The following is an 18,679-nucleotide window of genomic DNA, read 5'->3' as shown; positions in this document are numbered from 1 at the left end:
TGGTAGTTGTGTGGATGTTTCCACAAACCGCTCGATTTTATCTGATCAAATTCACCAAATATGAAAACGTTTCATCATTAGCAAATTTTATACTCACGATTTTAATTTAAACATCGTCCGACATATATTTCAAGTGAAAAAATTGTAACACCAAGAAAAAATATATATTACAGATTTCAAAAAAATTCAGTTAAATCTTGTATATATTTAAAAATATGACATATTATATAAAACTGTACTACATGAATCACTAATGCTGTTACATATACCCAGCTTTATTTATGTGTTGCAAACCAAGTATTTAATTGATCCATAATGTCTTCCATCGCCTTCATGTTAGAGAATTTAGGCAACTCCACTAATAATGCCTGTTTTGGCATTGTTACATTAGCGCCTTTCTTTTGGAGAACAAATATACTTTTTGCATTTTTCTCGTTTTTAAACATGGAAACAGGAAGCTGTAATAACCCTTGAATAAAGCATGTTTCTTTAATAAATGCATGTAATTTCGGTGCCTGGTCACTTTCAAAAATGAAGTTTGGTACTAAGAAGAATAAGTAACCGCCCTCTTTCGTATGTTTCACACTTTGTTCAATAAATAAGTGATGGGCATACGACATTCCTTCATCTGCTTTTAATTTATATTCACTTGCACCGATTTCGTTTGGATAATAACCAACCGGTAAGTCTGAAACGACTGCATCAACTGGATCGATATAAAGTGGTGCTAGTCCATCTTGATGGAAGAATTCGATTGCATGCTTTTGTAAATTTGCATTTACTAAAGCAAGTTTAATTAGCACTTCATCCACTTCTACACCAAACCCACTCATTGTTAGTCCTTCTTTGGCGCTATTAAACACTGTAGTCATTAAATTACCTGTTCCAATTGCAGGATCTAAAACTGTGATCTCGTTTTGACCTTGCATAAATTTATGGAATAAGTAACTCATGAACATTCCAACTGCATCAGGCGTCATTTCATGATTCGCTTGTACGCCTTCTTTCATTCCTTTTAAGATGGCTAACTGAAATGCTTTACGAATTTCTTCACCTTTATATGTTTCTTCATTAAACGTACTATATTCACGATTCAGCCTTTCAATTGCTGATTCGGATAATTCCTCTTGTAAAATCGCTCCCTCAAACAAGTTATCACCTGTTTCTACAAGCGCCTCTAAATATGTTACATCTAATTCTTTACGTAAAACTACCGCAGAAGAATCAAAAATAGAAAATAATGTTTCTACTGTCTGACTCACGTACATTCCTCCTTCTCTCTTTTACACATAACTTATATCATACCACAAAGTGATTTTTTCCAAAAAGAAAAAGCGACCTCCTATCAAGAGCTCCCCTTTAGTTATATATGATATAACGTTTTTTCTCATATATCGATGCTGTTACAGAGCAATATATGAGAAAAAACGACCTCTTTATAAGAGGTCATTTTCATCACATTACTTCGCAGATTTAGCTGCTTCTAATGCTGCTTCATAGTTTGGATGGCTTGTACCTTCGCTTACGTATTCTGCGTAAACTACTTTGTCATTGCTATCTACTACGAATACTGCACGAGCAAGTAAACGAAGCTCTTTCATTACTAAGCCATAAGCTTCACCGAATGAAAGGTCGCGGTGGTCAGAAAGTGTAACAACATTTTCTAAACCGTTTGCTGCACACCAGCGTTTTTGAGCGAATGGTAAATCAGCGCTAATTGTTAATACTTTCGCGTTTTCAATACCTGCTGCATCTTGGTTAAAACGACGTGTTTGTGCATCACACACACCTGTGTCGATTGAAGGTACAACACTAATTAATTTCACTTCGCCTTTGTATGTTTCTAAACTTACTGGAGATAAGTCGTTTGCTAATACTTGGAAGTTTGGCGCTTGATCGCCAACTTTAACTTCTGTTCCAACTAAAGTCATTGGATTACCTTTAAAAGTTACGTTTGCCACTTGAAAATCCTCCCTTATTTAAACAAAATATGTACAATGTAAATGATAGTTTGTCCCTATCGATAATGCAAATAAAATCGCTTTATTTACAAAAAAATTAAAGAAGCTAACCTATTGATTAGCTTCTTTATTCGTTAAATTTGAAATTCAGGATCATCTTCTTTTCGTTTATCCATCATTTCTTTCACTTTATCAACAGCTTGTGGCGCTAATTCAATTATTTTATCGATGACGTGTGTTTGTTTATCTAAGTGCAATACTTTCACACCATCTCCATTTATAACAAGAAAGGCAACAGGATTAATAGAAACTCCTCCACCACTTCCCCCGCCAAATGGATGACGGCCTGAATGTTCTACTTTACCAAATTCACTTCCACCAGCAGCAAATCCGAAACTTACTTTCGAAACTGTAAGAATTACGCTTCCATCTGCCGCTTTAATTGGGTCACCAACAATTGTATTTACATCAGTCATTTGTTTTAAATGCTGCATTGCTGTTGTCATTAAACCTTGAATTGGATGGTCCATTCTATATCCCCCCTATGCTTGAACAGATTTTTCTGTCATACCAGATCTTTGTCTTCTCATAAATACGAGTAATTTGACGCCAGTTTTTATAGCGCGGAATATACGAAAAGATGCTGTTAACTCGCATCTTGATGCAAATCCTTTCCCTTGAAAAACTGGGGTAATTTCAAATTCTGGTACGTCGACAATATGCATATATTGTCCGACAACTCCAGCAGCCATACCTTTTGTCCCCCATGCATATCCAGTGACAATGCCAGTACTAGCTGCGTCGCCTGCTCCAATTTGTGTATGCCATTTCCAACCATTGATTTTCACTCGTTTGAGAAAATCTTTAACAATAGTATGAACTTCTTGAAGCTTTTTTATCAGTTCACCAATGCTGTCAAGTTGCGCCATAATTTTATTATCGAGTCCGCCGTCCTCTTCAGCTTTTTCGATTTTCTGTCCTGTCTTTTTCTGCTGTTTTTCAATTCTTTCCAACACATCAAATGTATATCGAATCATCCATATTTTCACTTGAAGCAAACATTGCTTTTCCATTTCTGAATATAAAAATGTCACCTTAAGCTTTATTTTCGACAATAGTATAAACAAAATAAAAAGAAGAAGAATTATTATTCCAATTACGAGCCACTTCATACGTATCATCCTTTCACTCCGTACCCATTATCGACAAGTTTATTCATCGTTAAACAGAGTTTTATAAGATTGAATATAAAAATTTTTCTAAAAATAAAAAGGTATTTTGACAATTTATATCGAAATATATTATTTGAACATATCATCAGGGAACGGACTCTAATGATATGTAGCACGAAAAACAGAAAATTTAACTGCAGTGGAGGGATACATAATGGCAGATCGTCGCAATTTATTTTTCTTTTATGGTGATGACAAAGCAACGCTCGTTGAAAAAATGAAACCAATCTATCGTATTTTAGAAGAGAATGGATTTACCATATTAGATCATCCAAAAAATGCAAACGCTATCGTCAGTGTTGGAGATGATGCAACCTTCTTACAAGCCGTTCGTAAAACTGGTTTTAGAGAAGATTGCTTATACGCAGGGATTTCTACGAAAGATGAAACTTCGTTCTACTGCGATTTCCATATTGATCACGTTGATACAGCCCTTCAAGAAATTACAAAAAATGAAATTGAAGTGCGAAAATATCCAACAATTCAGGTAGATGTAGATGGCAGTACATCTTTCCATTGTTTAAATGAGTTCTCATTACGTTCTAGCATTATTAAAACATTCGTTGTAGATGTTCACGTTGATGATTTATATTTCGAAACATTTAGAGGTGACGGTTTAGTAGTTTCTACCCCAACAGGAAGTACTGCTTACAATAAATCATTGCATGGTGCAGTTGTTGACCCGCTTATCCCATGTTTCCAAGTAAGCGAACTAGCATCTTTAAACAACAACACTTACCGTACGCTCGGTTCACCTTTCATTTTAAATCACGAACGTACATTAACTTTAAAACTAAGACCAGACGGTAACGATTATCCTGTTATCGGCATGGATAACGAAGCGCTTAGCATTAAACAAGTGGAAAAAGCTGTTGTACGCTTAAGCGATAAACAAATTAAAACAGTTAAATTAAAAAACAATTCTTTCTGGGAAAAAGTACAGAGAACGTTTTTATAAGATTAAAATAACCGCAGAATTATGAAATTCCATAATTCTGCGGTTATTTATTTCCCCCGATTGACGCGAACAATACTCTCTTACTATCCGGCCGTTATTCTTGTCAGTTTTTGTCGGTAATTCGATATATTCCGAAAACCGCTCATATATTTTTACGCATCTTTTCTATAGACAACTTGGCCATCTATTACGGTCATTTCTGCTTGTACTTCTTTTATTTCTTCTGCCTCAATTTCAAAAATATTGCGGTCTAATATTGTAAAGTCTGCTTCATATCCTTTTATAATTTGCCCTCGCTTCGCTTCTTTTCCAATTGCATAGGCACTTCCTGTTGTAAATAAAGAAACAGCCTCATATACCGTTAATCTTTCCTCAGGCATATAGCATATACCGTCAATAAAACTTCTACGTGTAACAGCGCTATATATGCCTAGAAACGGATTTACTTGTTCAATGGGAGCATCTGAGCCACCGTTGCAGTGTAATCCTGCTTCCAGTAACGTCTTCCAAGCGTACGCATAACGAAGACGGTGCTCGCCTAGTTTTTCAATGACTGACGGAAAATCTGATGAAAGAAAGACTGGCTGTATATCGATAATGGCTTGCAAGTTTTTCATTCTTTCTATCAACTCTTCACGAGCAAGCTGACAATGAATAATGCGGTCACGTAACCCTTCTGCTGGTGGATATAATTCGAGTGCATCAATGACATATTCAAGCGATAAGTCACCGATAGTATGAATCGCAACTGGCATATGTAAATCTCGTGCTTTCTTTACTAATTCCGCGAGTTCTTCACGTGAGAAAATCGCAACTCCATTTGTTTCCTTCGCATCTTCATACGGTTCACTTAATAATGCTGTTCTTCCGCCAAAAGAACCGTCAGAGAAAATTTTCATTGCTCCAAATTCAATACAATGTTCATTTTCATATTCTTTTCGTTCATGTGCTACTTCATGGTGAACGAGCAAATGGGCTTTAAATGGCATTTCTTTTATAACGTGAGAAAACGCATTATATGTTTTTCTAAAACCACCATAATAATTTAAATCTTCCGTATGCCCGCCAACAAGTCCGTATTTCCAGCAATCTTTAATCGCTGTTTGCAGAGCTCTTTGTAAATAAGCTTCATCAATTTCTGGCTGAACATGTTTAATTAATTCTTGCCCTTGTTCATATAAAAGCCCTGTTAACTTATTTGATGAATCCCTACCAATTTTCCCGCCTTTTGGATCTTCTGTCGCTGCTGTTATATTCGCTTCTTGCAGTATGTATGCATTCACCCATGTAACGTGACGACAAACTCTCTTTAGTAAAATGGGATGTTCTTTCGAAATTTCATCTAAATCACGCGCGTGAACATCTTTTGTATCTGTAAAGTTATTTTCATTCCATCCTTCTCCAATAATCCAAGAGCCCTTTGGAGCTTCTTCCACTCGCTTCTGAACAAGAGTAAGCACTTCGCCATAAGATGTGCAATTTGATAAATCTAAACGAAGCAATCTCTCCCCATGCCCAATAAGGTGCATGTGGCTATCAACGAGACCTGGAATCATCGTTTTGCCTTTTAAATCGTGCAATGTAACCGCGGCATATTGGTTTTCTAACTCTTCTTTACTTCCAACATCAACGATCGTACCGTTTTCAATGTAAACAGCGTCCACTTTTTCATTTTCTTCTCTCACTGTGTAAATGGTGCCGCCATACCAAATTTCTCCCATATATCCCATCTCCTTTATTTTTTATTGTATAAAAAAAAGCACCATTTCAAAACATGGTGCTTTTCTAAAAATTACTTTTGTTCAGTAGTAGATGTTGTAACTTGCCATTCAATATTAAATTTATCTTTTACTTGTCCGTATGCTGGGCTCCAGAATGTTTCTTGAAGTGGCATGATAACTTCTCCACCTTCTTGTAACTTATCGAATACTTCTTTTGCTTTTTCTGCATTACTAATTTGAATTGCGATTGTTACTTGAGATCCGATTGCATGCCCTTGACCTGGGAATGTATCAGAAATCATAAGATCCGTATTACCAACTTTTAAAGTAGCGTGTAAAACGCGCTCTTTCGCTTCAGCTGGAATCGGGTATTCTGGATTTTCAGGCATGTCACCAAAAGTTTGCATGACTTCTACTTTTGCATCTAAAGCCTCTTTATAAAACTGTACAGCTTCTTGCCCACTACCATCTAAAACTAAGTACGGATTAATACCTAAAATCATACGGACACCTCTTTTTTAAATTTATAAAATAGAACTTGTGTTCGTTTTTATTTTATCATTGATTTACATTTCATTCAACTATTTACTTCACTGTTTTCAAAATTATTTTGACGGAATCTCCATCTCTTGTTTTCTAAGTTCAATACGGCGAATTTTCCCAGAAATCGTTTTTGGTAGTTCATCTACAAATTCAATTTTGCGAGGGTATTTATATGGTGCAGTGAGTTCTTTGACGTGTTGTTGGAGTGTTGGAATTAGTGTTTCTTCGTTCTTTTCTATATTCTCTCTTAATACGATAAATGCCTTCACGACACTTCCACGAATTTCATCAGGACTTGCGACAACTGCACATTCTCTTACGTAAGGATGTTTTACAAGTGCATCCTCTACTTCAAACGGCCCGATTGTATAACCAGAGCTAATAATGATATCATCGCCGCGCCCTTCAAACCAGAAGTAGCCGTCTTCATCTTTCTTCGCTTTATCACCTGTAATATAATAATCACCGCGGAATTGCATCGCTGTACGCTCATCGTCTTTGTAATATTGTTTAAAGAGGGCCGGCGTTTCAATGTGAACTGCAATATCACCAACTTCGCCTACTTTAACTGGAGTACCTTCCTCATTTACGATATCGACGTGGTTACCTGGCGTTGGTTTCCCCATTGATCCTGGTCTAATATCCATCCCTTTCATTACACCAACAAGTAATGTATTTTCCGTTTGCCCATAGCCGTCTCTTACTGTAATATGAAAGTGCTTTTGGAATGTTTCAATGACTTCTCTATTTAACGGTTCTCCTGCGGATACAGCGCTATGTAATGCCTCTAAATTGTACTGACTTAAATCTTCTACCTTTGCCATTAATCTATACTCAGTCGGTGTACAACAAAGCACATTCACCTTATTATCGTCTAATAAATTCAGGTACGTTTTCGGTTCAAACTTACCGTGATATACAAACCCTGTTGCCCCTGATCCTAAAGTTGCTAAAAACGGGCTCCAAATCCACTTTTGCCAGCCTGGACTAGCTGTTGCCCATACAATATCATTCTCTTCAATTCCGAGCCAATTTGGAGCGCTCGTACGTAAATGAGCGTATGCCCACGCATGTGTATGAACGACACCTTTTGGATTTCCTGTCGTTCCTGACGTGTAAGATAAAAAGACCATATCTTCTTTATCTGTCTTCGCCATTTCTAACATGTCACTCTCTGTTTCTAACGCTGTTTTTAAATTAACCCATCCATCTACTGACTGCTCGCTCAGGGCAAATTTTCGAAGAGATTCCATCGCTTCTATATCATCAAACTGCCTAATATACGGCTCATAGCTTACTATCGCTTTTACTTCTCCATGTCCAATTCGATATTCTATATCTTTTTTACGTAACATTTCCGAGCTTGGAATTACGACAAATCCTGCTTTAATAGCAGCAATATACGTCATGTACGCTTCAATTAAACGCGGCATCATAATGAGAAGCTTGTCCCCTTTTTGCAAACCACTTTTTATAAAAGCGTTTCCAATTTTATTCGCACCTTGCATTAATTCAGCGTATGTAACTTCCCTTCGATTCCCTTTATCATCTTGCCAAATTAAAGCTAACTTCCCTTTATCACCTGTATATTTCTCTATTTCAGAAACTAAATTATAAGACGGTGGCGCCAACAATTCTTCTCGCTTCATAAAATATCCTCCCTTTTCTTTATGCCTCCTTTATATAATAAAGAATTTTCTGTTAATTTTGAACCCTCTTCTTTTGACAAATTTTTCAGTTCTGTCGAATTAGTAAACGAAATTACATCGACTTACCGACAAATAGCGACACAACACAAAAAAAGAAAGAGCGGGAGAACCCGCTCTTTCTAAGCCATCATATGGGATTATTTTTGGAAACCGCCTAATTGTTGCTCAGCTAGTGAAACTAGACGTTTAGTGATTTCACCACCAACAGAACCGTTAGCGCGAGCTGTTGCATCAGCTCCAAGTTGAACACCAAACTCTTGAGCGATTTCGTATTTCATTTGGTCTAATGCTGATTCAGCACCAGGAACCGCTAATTTATTTGTGCTACGTGACATGTTATATCACCTCCTTGTGAGTATAGAGTGTGATAAATAACATGACTTCATACACGATTTAGATATGGTAATTTATGGTTTTAGAAAAGTTCTTCGAATTTTTCTTCTTCCGCCACTACTTCTACCGTTTGTAATACCATTGTTTCTTTGTTCGCTACAGCTTCATCGATTAATGGTGTGAAATCGTATTTCGCTTCAAAACGATTTGCTTTTTCACGTTTCGGCTTCGTCGCTGGGCTTGCTGGTGTGAATACAGTACAGCAATCTTCATATGGACGAATTGAAATATCATACGTGCCGATTTCTTCAGCGATTTTAATAATCTCTAATTTATCCATCGTAATAAGCGGACGAATAACTGGGTAGTTTGTTACTTCGTTAATCGTATGCATACTATCTAACGTTTGGCTTGCTACTTGTCCAAGACTTTCACCAGTCGTAATTGCAAGTGCGTTACGCTCCTCAGCAATACGTTCTGTAATACGCATCATCATACGGCGCATAACCGTCATTGAATAGCTAGATGGGATTTCTTTATTAATCGTTTTTTGCACTTCTGTAAACGGAACAAGGTGAAGCGTTACTCGTTTACAATACTTCGTTAACTCTTGCGCTAAATCGATTACTTTTTGTTTTGCACGCTCACTTGTGAAAGGTGGACTATGGAAGTGAACTGCTTCCACAGATACGCCGCGTTTCATCGTTAAGTAAGCTGCTACTGGGCTATCAATACCACCAGAAAGAAGTACCATTACTTTTCCGCCAACGCCAACTGGTAAACCGCCAGCTCCCATACGCTCATCGCACATGATATAGCTATAGCCACTGCGGATCTCTACGCGTACATTTACATCTGGATTATGAACATCTACTGTAATATCTTCTGTGTTTTCTAGAATATGTCCGCCAATCTCAGGTAATAATTCCATCGTTCTCATTGGGAAATGCTTATAAGAACGGTGTACAGTAATTTTAAATGTTTTCACATCACCTTTTACTTGTAAGAAAGCTGCTAATGCACCTTTTTTAATGTCTTCTAATTCTGATGGTACTTTCATCGCTAAGTTAAACTTATGAATACCAAATACATCCTTCAATCTTTCAGAGACTGCTTCATGATCTTCACCATTTAACTGGATGTACATACGATCGTGTGTTGCATCGATTTTAATATTTGGGAATTTTTTCAGTTTGAACTTCACGTTATCTTTTAATGTGCTTACAAACTTAGAACGGTTCTTACCTTTTGTCGTCATTTCTCCGTAACGCACTAAAATATATTCATATTTCAACATAATTTCTTTACCTCATCACTTCATATAATTTTGGCATCGTCTCTTTTACAATACCTTCAAATCGTTTTACTTCTTCCATTGTGTTTTCTGGTGCCAAACTAATACGAATAGCGCTTGCAGCTGCTGCATGCGGTACTCCCATTGACACTAACACTCTGCTCACTTCATTTGCTTTTGAAGAACAAGCAGATTTCGTTGACACATATACACCGTGTTCTTCTAAAGCATGAACGACTACTTCTGGTTTTAAACCAACAAATGATACATTTAAAATGTGCGGTGCTGCATATGCAAGCGACGTGTTAATCGTTACATCTTCCATTTCTTTAAAGAAACGAACAAGCTCTGCTTGTAAACTTTGCAAATGAGCTACCTTTTCTTTCACTTGTTCCATTGTCATGCGAAGTGCTTTCACCATCGCTACAATGCCAGGTAAATTCTCTGTACCAGAGCGATACTTAAGCTCTTGTTGACCACCTGATAAAATCGGATCTAATCTTACACCATCGCGTACATATAGAAGACCCGTTCCTTTTACACTGTGGAATTTATGTCCAGATATTGAGCAAAGATCAATATGAGACGCATATAAATCAAGCGGTACTTTCCCTATCCCTTGTACATGATCTACATGGAATCTTATTTTCGGATGATTCGATAATAACGTTCCAATTTCAGCAACGGGCTGAATTGCTCCAGTTTCGTTGTTCACATGAATAATTGACACAAGAATCGTATCTTCACGAAGTGCTCGTTTCACATCTTCTACCGACACAACACCATGCTCGTTAACCGGTAAATATGTTACATCAAACCCGAGTTCTTCTAATTGCTTATATGCCTCAAACACAGACGCGTGTTCAATATTTGTTGTAATGATATGTTTGCCGCGCGAACGATTCCTCATCGCTATCCCTTTAATCGCAAGGTTATTCCCTTCTGTTCCACCTGATGTGAAAATAATTTCAGAAGGTTTAACACGAAGAAGCTGCGCTGCAATCGTTCTTGATTGTGTTAATAGACGCTCTGCCTCTCCTCCAAGCGAATGAATAGAAGAAGGATTACCAAAATATTTCCCAGCAACCGTCACGTACGATTGAAGAGCTTCTGGATATGGCTTCGTCGTCGCACTATTATCAAAATAGATCATCGTTCTTCCCCTTTCAGCGCTATCACATCGTATAATCATATCATAAATACGTGTCATTACGCTAAGACTACGCAAAGGTTCCGTTTTATCTCGATTGGTGAAGGCTAATAATTGTCGAGGATGCCCTCCTATTACAGTTTCACTTTATCCCGCATGAACGGGCAATAAGACTCTCACCTCAAAATCCAGTTAGAGCAAAGAAGTTAGGTAGGAGTCGGGCTGTCCGTAAATGCCCGATTGGTGAAGGCTAGTAATCAATGGGGATGAATCCTCCTACTGATTACAGTTTCACTTTATTTTGAAACGAATAACCTTGCTGTATTCCGCTATTCATTATAGCAACATCGTCTGCAAAATTACACAAAAAAACAAACCCTTTTATGAAAGGGTTTGTTCATTGTCTACATATTCAGCTATTTTTTGAACAACGCCAGGTTCAAGTTGCTCTAATACTGAAGCCGCTTGTTCTAAAGCTGCATCATATTGATATTCACGGAATAATTTCTCAGCATAATTTAAACTTTCTGCTAGGTTTTCATCATGACTACGGTAACGGTTACCGTACTGAATTAATTTTTCCACTAAATATGCTTGTCCAATTAACTCTTCTGTCATTTCAGCCACACCGTTCACAGTTGTGTATGCTTCTTCTAAACTGCTATTTACAGCGTTCATATTTAACGGCTTCACTTCTAATTGTTCATATACAGCTTGCATTGCCATTTGCCCTCTTTTTAAATCTTCCATAATACTCTCTGGAAGACCTGGCAAATTCGACTTTTGCATAAAGCGTTTCGTTTCGAAAATAGTATTTCGCATTTCTTGTAACTTCTCACGTGCTTCAAATTCTTCTTTGCGCATCGCTTGCAGCATTTCTTTATATTCTGCATGAAGTACTTTTAACGTTTCACATTGCTCATAAACCTCTTCTAGTTCCTCACGAATAATAGAGAAGGCAATATCTTGTTCTGCAACGCGTAATTGTAGCATTTCAAAACGTTTCGTTAAAATGTGCATTTGCTTTTCAATTACTTTTTGAGACTCAATGTCTTTATCTTGTAACTGATAGCTTTGTTTCACAAGTTGTGTTTCTGTTTTCGTTTCAATCGTTTCGATACGCATTTCTTCTAAGTCATCGTAAACAGAAAGTGTTTTTTGCTCCACATAATGTCTCGCATGTACTTCTTGTTCCAATTGATCGTAGAAGCCATCTAAACGTGTTTTTAAATTTTCTACTTTTTCAGCCGCTTCTGTTATATGAAGCTCCTGTATATCCATTAAACATGTTTGTAGTTGTTTCGTCATATCGCGAACTTCTTTAGGGACTTCCAAATAATCTAATACATAACCTTGTCTTACCATATCATTATGTCCGTGTAATAAATCTTCCAGCTGAACTGGTAACGTCGCTTGACACTCTACCAATAAATCTGGAATTTGGTGAATAATGATTTCTAAATCTGCTAAACCTTCTTCCAAACTAATAACAATTTCTCTCGCTTTTAAATAGTCGCCATTGTTTGTTGCTTCTTCAAAGGTTTTAAATTTCTCAGATTCAGCGTCTAGCATCTCTTCGATTTTCTGCTCTGCTGCTCCATACATATGTCTATGAGCAAGAACACTCTTTTTCATACTACGATATGTATCACGTAACCCTTCAATTTCCGAGCTATTTTTCTCATGGCTTTCTAACAATTGCTGTAATTCATTTAAAATGTCAGTAATACGATTATCAGCGTCATCTAAACCACTTATGGATTCGTTCATCGCATGCTTTGCTTTTCGGAAGGAGAATTGCGAGGCGAATTTTCGCGCTTGCGCTAAATCTTTGTCAGCTTTCGGAAGGGTTGTTGATACAATTTCATCCCATTCTTCACGCCATTTACCAAACAGTTCTTCTGTTTGACCCGTCATGTTTAAATCTTTTACCCGTTTTAGTTCATCTGCCACAGGTTTATCTTTTATCTCTTGTTTCCACTGCTCCAGTGCTTCAATATCTTTATATGAACGATTTCTTATCACAAGCTCTATCATGAGCAGCACTAGAATAGAGCTTACTACAATGATAACGATCGTCAGGATAGAATCCATGCAAAAAAGCCTCCTAGTTATATCTCTTTTTTTGTCCGTTCCGTTTATGAAATGGAAGGCATTATGTATAAAAAGGGAATTCCCCTATATTTAACAACTAACAATGTACTAATCATACCATGTAATGGTTTGTTTTTGACCTAGTTTTTTTTAAAATTTCATGTTTCTTTCAATGTGATTGTAATCTTTCTCAATATTCCGCCTACCTCACTACCTATCCTCAAATGATTGTAATAACAAACAATCTTTCGTATGGGATACGAAATAAATTTTCCGCATGAGTGGTGGTTCAACAGAAATTACATGTACATTTCCTTGCCTTACAGACTGCTCCACTGCCCTTTCTGGAAGTAACGTGATACCAAGGCCAGCTTTTACCATTGCAAGCATCGGTTCTGCGTAAGATGTTTCCACAGCTATAGTTGGTTTTACACCTATTTCATGAAACATGTTCATAATCATTTTCCTTACATCACATATTTCTGGATATACAATTAATTTTTCATTGTGTAGCTCTTCTATTTGAATGACTATCTTCTCTTTGTACGGATGATTATTTGAAACGGCACAAACAATTTTCTCTTGTTGCACTTCTTTTATATACGTAGCACCTTCTACTACTGAATCGATGAACATCGCGTCAATCTCCCGCGCTTTAAATAAATCTCTTAATACTTCCGTATGCCCGATTTGCCATTCCACTTCGAACTCATCACCTAATATATCTTTACATTCTGATATGTAATGCTCCGCTAAACTCGGTAGTATACCAATTGAAAACTTCCGGTTCTCTTGATACCCCCTCATTTCTGTTTTCACTTCATTTATTTGCTCCAAAATCGGTAACATTCTTTTTATAAATAACTCTCCTGCCTCCGTTAACTCTACTCCTTGCGCAGAACGCTTAAGTAACGTAACCTCTAAATCCGCTTCTAACTTTTGAATTTGTTTACTAAGCGCTGGTTGCGATATATGTAAAATCTTACTTGCCTTTGATAAACTTCGCGTATGCTTCACTTCAATAAACGATCGTACTGCCTCCAAATCCATCGTACACACCTCTAACAAAAAGTTATAACCGTTATAAGAAATCGATATTTCCTCCTATAAACAATTACTCTTTATACTTATTTCATCAACTTACTATAACGAAATGTAAAGGGGAAAGATACTCTTGAACAAAAAACAAATGCTACTCGGATCCTTTCTATGCTTACTCGCTGTCACTGCCTGGGGATTTATGTTTCCTGTAATGGCAAATGCTCTGCAATTTATCGATCCATTCTTCTTCACAACGATTCGCTATGGATCAGCAGCTATTATTTTTCTTATTTTGCTATTAATTACTGAAGGAAAGACTTCACTCCGCTTAGAAAAAAGAACACTTTCTCTATTCTTTTACGGGACAGTCGGTTTCGCGGGGTATGGTTTTCTCGTTTTCTACGGACAGCAACTTGCCGGACCTTCCGGAGCAATCCATGCAGCTATGATTCAATCCCTTATGCCACTGATTGCCTTATCACTGCAATGGATAACCCAAAATCGCCGCCCACAAAACTATACATTCCTTTGTATGTTCGTTGCATTACTTGGCGTTATGCTTGTCATTTCAAAAGGAAATATTGAATTACTATTTGGAGCTGCAAGCCACTTATCAACAAATATATTGATGCTATGCGGCGTTACTTGCTGGGTCATTTATACAAACGGGGGTGCTCGTTTTCAATCTTGGTCACCACTTAGGTACACGACATTAACTTGTTTATTTGGCTCCATTTCACTCATCGTTATTGTTACTTTCTTAACGTACACAAATATAGTTACTATGCCGTCACTGCGTACAGTTGTGAGCGTTCGTTTTGAGCTCTTTTATATGTCGATTATCGCAGGCGTTATCGCTGTATTTTGCTGGAATATGGGAAATCGCTATATTTCATCTATTAACGGCATATTATTTATGAATTTAGTTCCTATCCTTGCACTGATCGGTTCTATCTTTCGAGGTTATACAGTCGATAAAATTGAAATCGCTGGAGCTGCATTAACAATTATAGCGCTATTATGTAACAATTTATGGCAAAGAAAAGTAAACATAAAAATCCCCACCTCAGTTCGTTAGGTGGGGATTCTTCACATATGAACAGCTCTTGGCCATTCATGGTACATATTCGCCTTACATAATGCTTGTTCCATCCATTGCTCAATCTCTTTCGTGTACATTTCTATGAAAAATGTCTCAGACGGGAAAGAATGCAGTACTTCTGATATATATTGTGGATATAAAAACGGCATATTTATCATACCTTTTAATTGCGTCATAAACATTGTAAATGATACTTTCTGAAATTCTTTTTTCATTTGTCCTTGTCTAATCATTTGTTCTATATAATATCTTTCTTTAGAAAAATAAACGGTCATCACTTCACGAATTAATGTCGTATCAAGCGAAAGCTCTCGGTAGAAGAAACGTGTTAGTTCTCTATTTTCAAATTGATATCGTAAAATCCCGCGCACCATTTGCACCATCACATCTTTAGCCGACAAATACTCTCTCTGTTCAAACGACATTTCAATCACATGAATATATCCTTCTAAAAAATCAGTAATAAGCTGTTCTAATAAACCTTGCTTCCCAGCAAAATAATATGAAATATTCGCTACATTCACATCCGCTCGCTTTGCAATGTCTCGCACCGATGTTCCATCATACCCTTTCGTATTAAACAACGATATTGCCGCATCAATTACTTTTTGTTTCGTCTGCTTCATGCGCTCACTTCCCCTCACTGAACAGCTATAGTTTAAATTTCTTGACTTTTAAGACAAATTCCTTTAATTTTCTATCGACAAAGTCATGTGAAATACATCGTATTTTGCTAATATTTTACACATCTCGATAAAAAAGGAGCTGTTTCCATGTTTACTAAAGAAAGTTATGCAGGATCTCGCGTGCAGCAATATGAGACAGTAATTAAACAACTGGATGCGTTATTAACTGGCGAATCAAACGTAGTCGCAAACTTATCAAATGCGTCCGCATTATTAAACCAATTTTTAGATCGCGTTAATTGGGTTGGCTTTTACGTAACAGAAGGAAATCAGCTTGTCCTTGGACCGTTCCAAGGAATGCCTGCTTGCGTACGCATTCCATTTGGACGAGGCGTTTGCGGCGTAGCAGCTGAAACGAAAACAACACAGCTTGTAGCAGACGTTCACCAATTCCCAGGTCACATCGCTTGCGATAGTGCTTCTAATTCAGAAATCGTTGTACCGATTGTGAAAGAAGGAGCTGTCATTGGTGTACTTGACATTGATAGTCCTGAAAAAAATCGTTTTGATGAAGTAGATCAGCGCTATTTAGAAAAGTTTGTGGAAACACTCCTAAAACATATGTAAAAAGAAAAGAGCGAGTTATCGATTTAGTACGCCCTGTACAAAACCGATAGCTCACTCTTTTTTCATTGATTTACAGTAGATATTTTCTTTAATGCCTGCTCTAAATCAGAAACGATATCCTCCCACGATTCTAAACCGACTGATAAGCGTATTAAATTATCGAAAATGCCCATTTCTTTTCTTAGTTCAGCTGGAATCGCAGCGTGCGTCATCGTTGCTGGATGCTGAATTAACGTTTCTGTATCCCCTAAACTCACCGCAATTGTAATAAAGTGAAGATCATTAATAAACGCTTGCGTCTCTTCTTTTCCGCCTTTTACTGAAAAAGAAATAACACCGCCCCCGCGTTTCATTTGACGAGATGCTAACTCCCCTTCTGGATACCAAACACCTTCTACCGCATCATGTTTTCTTAGGAACGATACAATTTTTTCTGCATTATCACAATGACGATCCATTCTTACTGCTAACGTCTTTAACCCGCGTAATAATAACCACGCATCAAACGGTGCCATAATACCGCCGATATCCTTTCGCATCGGGCGAATCTTTTCAGCTAATGCTTTCGTTTTACAAATTGTTACGCCTGCTACAACGTCACCGTGACCACCAATATATTTTGTCGCACTATGCACAACAGCGTCACAGCCAAGCTCAAGCGGTCTTTGTAAATAAGGTGAACAAAATGTATTATCAACAATAACAAGTAAGCCTTTTCGCTTTGCAACCCGAATCACTTGTTTTAAATCAATTAATTTCATTGTCGGATTAATCGGTGTTTCAACGAAAATAAGCTTTGTATTTGGGCGAATTTTATTTTCAATATCAACCTCTGTCTCCATATCACAAAACGAATGCGTAATCATAAATTTTTCTTCTAACACTTCTAAAAAACCGTACGTGCATCCGTATAATCCATTTGAACAAATAATATGATCTCCAGCCTTTAAAAAACCGATTAAAGTCGCTGAAATAGCTGCCATACCAGATCCGAAGGCAAGTGCCTCTTCTCCTCCTTCTAACACCGCCATACGTTCTTCAAATAATTTCACAGTTGGATTTCCAAGCCGTGAGTAAATATAAGATGGATCCACTCCCGCAAAACTCGCCTCTCCTTGCTGCGCAGTCTCAAATGTAAATGTAGAAGTTTGAAATAAAGGTGGTGTTAAACTTCCTTTATGTTCCTCAGGTGTATAACCGTGATGAATTAACGCTGTCTCCATATGCTTCTTTTTCATAAAAACATCCCCCTTATGTTTTTATTGCCGCATATTCATCTATAAAAATTTGATGAACGTTTTACTTCATTTTATGTAAGCGTTTTATTTGTGTTTCTATCTCTTCTTCTATATTGTTTTAAATTCCTCCTTATATTAATTTCCAAAATTTATATGCATAAAACAAAAACGTACTCGCTTGACGAAACTCTGGGTAAAAGATATAATAGCGTTTGTGTAAAATAAAAAGGCAGCCTTGTAATGTGAGTTTATCGTTTGTATTTTGTTCCTCTACGGAGGTGTATCTCGTAACTCCCTGCTGCTGGAGCGAAGGTACATGAAAACAAAATGCCCGTAAATATCGATTACGTCTGTTTTTATTTTACGTAAATAAAAACATTTTTAAAGGAGGAGTCAACTATGGCTCGTTATACAGGTCCAGCTTGGAAACTGTCTCGTCGTCTTGGAATCTCTCTAAGCGGCACAGGAAAAGAATTAGAAAAACGCCCTTACGCACCAGGTCCTCACGGTCCTAACCAACGTAAGAAACTTTCAGAATACGGTTTACAATTACAAGAGAAACAAAAACTTCGTCACATGTACGGCATGACTGAGCGTCAATTCCGTCGCACATTTGACCAAGCAGGTAAAATGCCTGGTAAGCACGGCGAAAACTTCATGATCCTTCTTGAAGCTCGTCTTGACAACTTAGTTTACCGTATGGGCTTAGCTCGCACTCGTCGTGCAGCTCGCCAATTAGTAAACCACGGTCACATCATGGTTGATGGCGCTCGCGTAGATATCCCATCTTACCGTGTAAAACCTGGTCAAACTATCAGCGTTCGCGAAAAATCTAACAGCCTTGTTGTTGTTAAAGAAGCGATCGAAGTTAACAACTTCGTACCAGAATACTTAACTTTCGATGCTGACAAATTAGAAGCTACTTACACTCGTCACGCTGAGCGTGCTGAGTTACCAGCTGAAATCAACGAAGCATTAATCGTAGAGTTCTACTCTCGTTAATCTCGGTACTCTGAAAAGAGTATTATTAAAAGCCTTAGGAACCTTGTT

At 37.4% G+C, this 18,679-nt stretch carries 18 protein-coding genes; 4 read left to right on the top strand and 14 right to left on the bottom strand.

Annotation, left to right across the window (positions count from 1 at the left end; genetic code table 11):
* Positions 1-275: 275 nt before the first annotated feature.
* The 4 genes from ACTFO4_RS01280 to ACTFO4_RS01265 form a co-directional block, all read right to left on the bottom strand.
* Positions 276-1,262 (bottom strand): class I SAM-dependent methyltransferase, encoded by a 987-nt coding sequence (locus ACTFO4_RS01280; RefSeq protein WP_000084367.1) that lies wholly within the window; start codon positions 1,260-1,262, stop codon positions 276-278.
* Between the two features lie 198 nt (positions 1,263-1,460).
* Positions 1,461-1,961 (bottom strand): thiol peroxidase, encoded by a 501-nt coding sequence (tpx, locus tag ACTFO4_RS01275; protein WP_000024525.1) that lies wholly within the window; start codon positions 1,959-1,961, stop codon positions 1,461-1,463.
* Between the two features lie 134 nt (positions 1,962-2,095).
* Entirely contained in the window at positions 2,096-2,491 is a 396-nt protein-coding gene (gene ytfJ / locus ACTFO4_RS01270; RefSeq protein WP_000350003.1) for a GerW family sporulation protein, read from the bottom strand.
* A 12-nt stretch (positions 2,492-2,503) separates the two neighbouring features.
* On the bottom strand, positions 2,504-3,142 hold the full coding sequence (locus ACTFO4_RS01265) for a DUF2953 domain-containing protein (protein WP_002164419.1): 639 nt from the start codon (positions 3,140-3,142) through the stop codon (positions 2,504-2,506).
* A gap of 205 nt (positions 3,143-3,347) precedes the next feature.
* On the opposite strand from ACTFO4_RS01265, the gene ACTFO4_RS01260 reads away from it, so the two are divergent.
* Positions 3,348-4,151 (top strand): NAD kinase, encoded by an 804-nt coding sequence (locus ACTFO4_RS01260; protein WP_098782230.1) that lies wholly within the window; start codon positions 3,348-3,350, stop codon positions 4,149-4,151.
* A gap of 152 nt (positions 4,152-4,303) precedes the next feature.
* Here the strand turns inward: ACTFO4_RS01260 and ACTFO4_RS01255 are convergent, their stop codons facing one another.
* From ACTFO4_RS01255 to ACTFO4_RS01220, 8 genes are all read right to left on the bottom strand, one after another.
* Positions 4,304-5,872 carry an amidohydrolase gene (locus tag ACTFO4_RS01255; RefSeq protein WP_440013248.1) on the bottom strand — a complete coding sequence of 523 codons (1,569 nt, stop codon included), beginning with the start codon at positions 5,870-5,872 and terminating at the stop codon, positions 4,304-4,306.
* 71 nt (positions 5,873-5,943) lie between these two features.
* On the bottom strand, positions 5,944-6,375 hold the full coding sequence (locus tag ACTFO4_RS01250) for a VOC family protein (RefSeq protein WP_000600350.1): 432 nt from the start codon (positions 6,373-6,375) through the stop codon (positions 5,944-5,946).
* Positions 6,376-6,477: 102 nt separating this feature from the next.
* The gene (mbcS, locus tag ACTFO4_RS01245) at positions 6,478-8,064 is read right to left on the bottom strand and encodes an acyl-CoA synthetase MbcS (RefSeq protein ID WP_017674364.1); all 1,587 of its coding nucleotides are present in this window, start codon (positions 8,062-8,064) and stop codon (positions 6,478-6,480) included.
* Positions 8,065-8,261: 197 nt separating this feature from the next.
* Positions 8,262-8,459: an alpha/beta-type small acid-soluble spore protein gene (locus ACTFO4_RS01240; RefSeq protein WP_000091639.1), complete on the bottom strand. Its 198-nt coding sequence runs from the start codon at positions 8,457-8,459 to the stop codon at positions 8,262-8,264.
* Between the two features lie 80 nt (positions 8,460-8,539).
* Complete coding sequence (thiI, locus tag ACTFO4_RS01235; protein ID WP_000922341.1) at positions 8,540-9,754, bottom strand: tRNA uracil 4-sulfurtransferase ThiI; 1,215 nt, start codon at positions 9,752-9,754, stop codon at positions 8,540-8,542.
* A gap of 7 nt (positions 9,755-9,761) precedes the next feature.
* Entirely contained in the window at positions 9,762-10,904 is a 1,143-nt protein-coding gene (locus ACTFO4_RS01230; RefSeq protein ID WP_061457760.1) for a cysteine desulfurase family protein, read from the bottom strand.
* 378 nt (positions 10,905-11,282) lie between these two features.
* Positions 11,283-12,995 (bottom strand): septation ring formation regulator EzrA, encoded by a 1,713-nt coding sequence (gene ezrA / locus ACTFO4_RS01225; RefSeq protein ID WP_000377303.1) that lies wholly within the window; start codon positions 12,993-12,995, stop codon positions 11,283-11,285.
* Between the two features lie 210 nt (positions 12,996-13,205).
* Positions 13,206-14,045, bottom strand: coding sequence for a LysR family transcriptional regulator (locus tag ACTFO4_RS01220; RefSeq protein WP_000362528.1), 840 nt, complete (start codon positions 14,043-14,045; stop codon positions 13,206-13,208).
* 124 nt (positions 14,046-14,169) lie between these two features.
* Between ACTFO4_RS01220 and ACTFO4_RS01215 the strand changes: the two genes are divergently transcribed.
* Positions 14,170-15,114 (top strand): DMT family transporter, encoded by a 945-nt coding sequence (locus ACTFO4_RS01215; protein ID WP_001036054.1) that lies wholly within the window; start codon positions 14,170-14,172, stop codon positions 15,112-15,114.
* 11 nt (positions 15,115-15,125) lie between these two features.
* Here ACTFO4_RS01215 and refZ read toward each other — a convergent pair whose 3' ends face one another.
* Complete coding sequence (gene refZ, locus ACTFO4_RS01210) at positions 15,126-15,764, bottom strand: forespore capture DNA-binding protein RefZ (protein WP_000814918.1); 639 nt, start codon at positions 15,762-15,764, stop codon at positions 15,126-15,128.
* 147 nt (positions 15,765-15,911) lie between these two features.
* On the opposite strand from refZ, the gene ACTFO4_RS01205 reads away from it, so the two are divergent.
* Positions 15,912-16,391: a GAF domain-containing protein gene (locus ACTFO4_RS01205; RefSeq protein WP_000494340.1), complete on the top strand. Its 480-nt coding sequence runs from the start codon at positions 15,912-15,914 to the stop codon at positions 16,389-16,391.
* Between the two features lie 62 nt (positions 16,392-16,453).
* Here the strand turns inward: ACTFO4_RS01205 and megL are convergent, their stop codons facing one another.
* Positions 16,454-17,629: a methionine gamma-lyase gene (gene megL, locus ACTFO4_RS01200; protein ID WP_000726572.1), complete on the bottom strand. Its 1,176-nt coding sequence runs from the start codon at positions 17,627-17,629 to the stop codon at positions 16,454-16,456.
* A 399-nt stretch (positions 17,630-18,028) separates the two neighbouring features.
* Between megL and rpsD the strand changes: the two genes are divergently transcribed.
* Positions 18,029-18,631 carry a 30S ribosomal protein S4 gene (gene rpsD / locus ACTFO4_RS01195; protein WP_000135315.1) on the top strand — a complete coding sequence of 201 codons (603 nt, stop codon included), beginning with the start codon at positions 18,029-18,031 and terminating at the stop codon, positions 18,629-18,631.
* Positions 18,632-18,679 lie beyond the last annotated feature (48 nt).

Source organism: Bacillus cereus group sp. MYBKT14-1 (assembly GCF_051915185.1).
Lineage (GTDB): Bacteria > Bacillota > Bacilli > Bacillales > Bacillaceae_G > Bacillus_A > Bacillus_A cereus.
The sequence above is the reverse complement of the archived record's forward strand: the minus strand, read 5'-3'. Positions and strand labels throughout refer to the sequence as shown.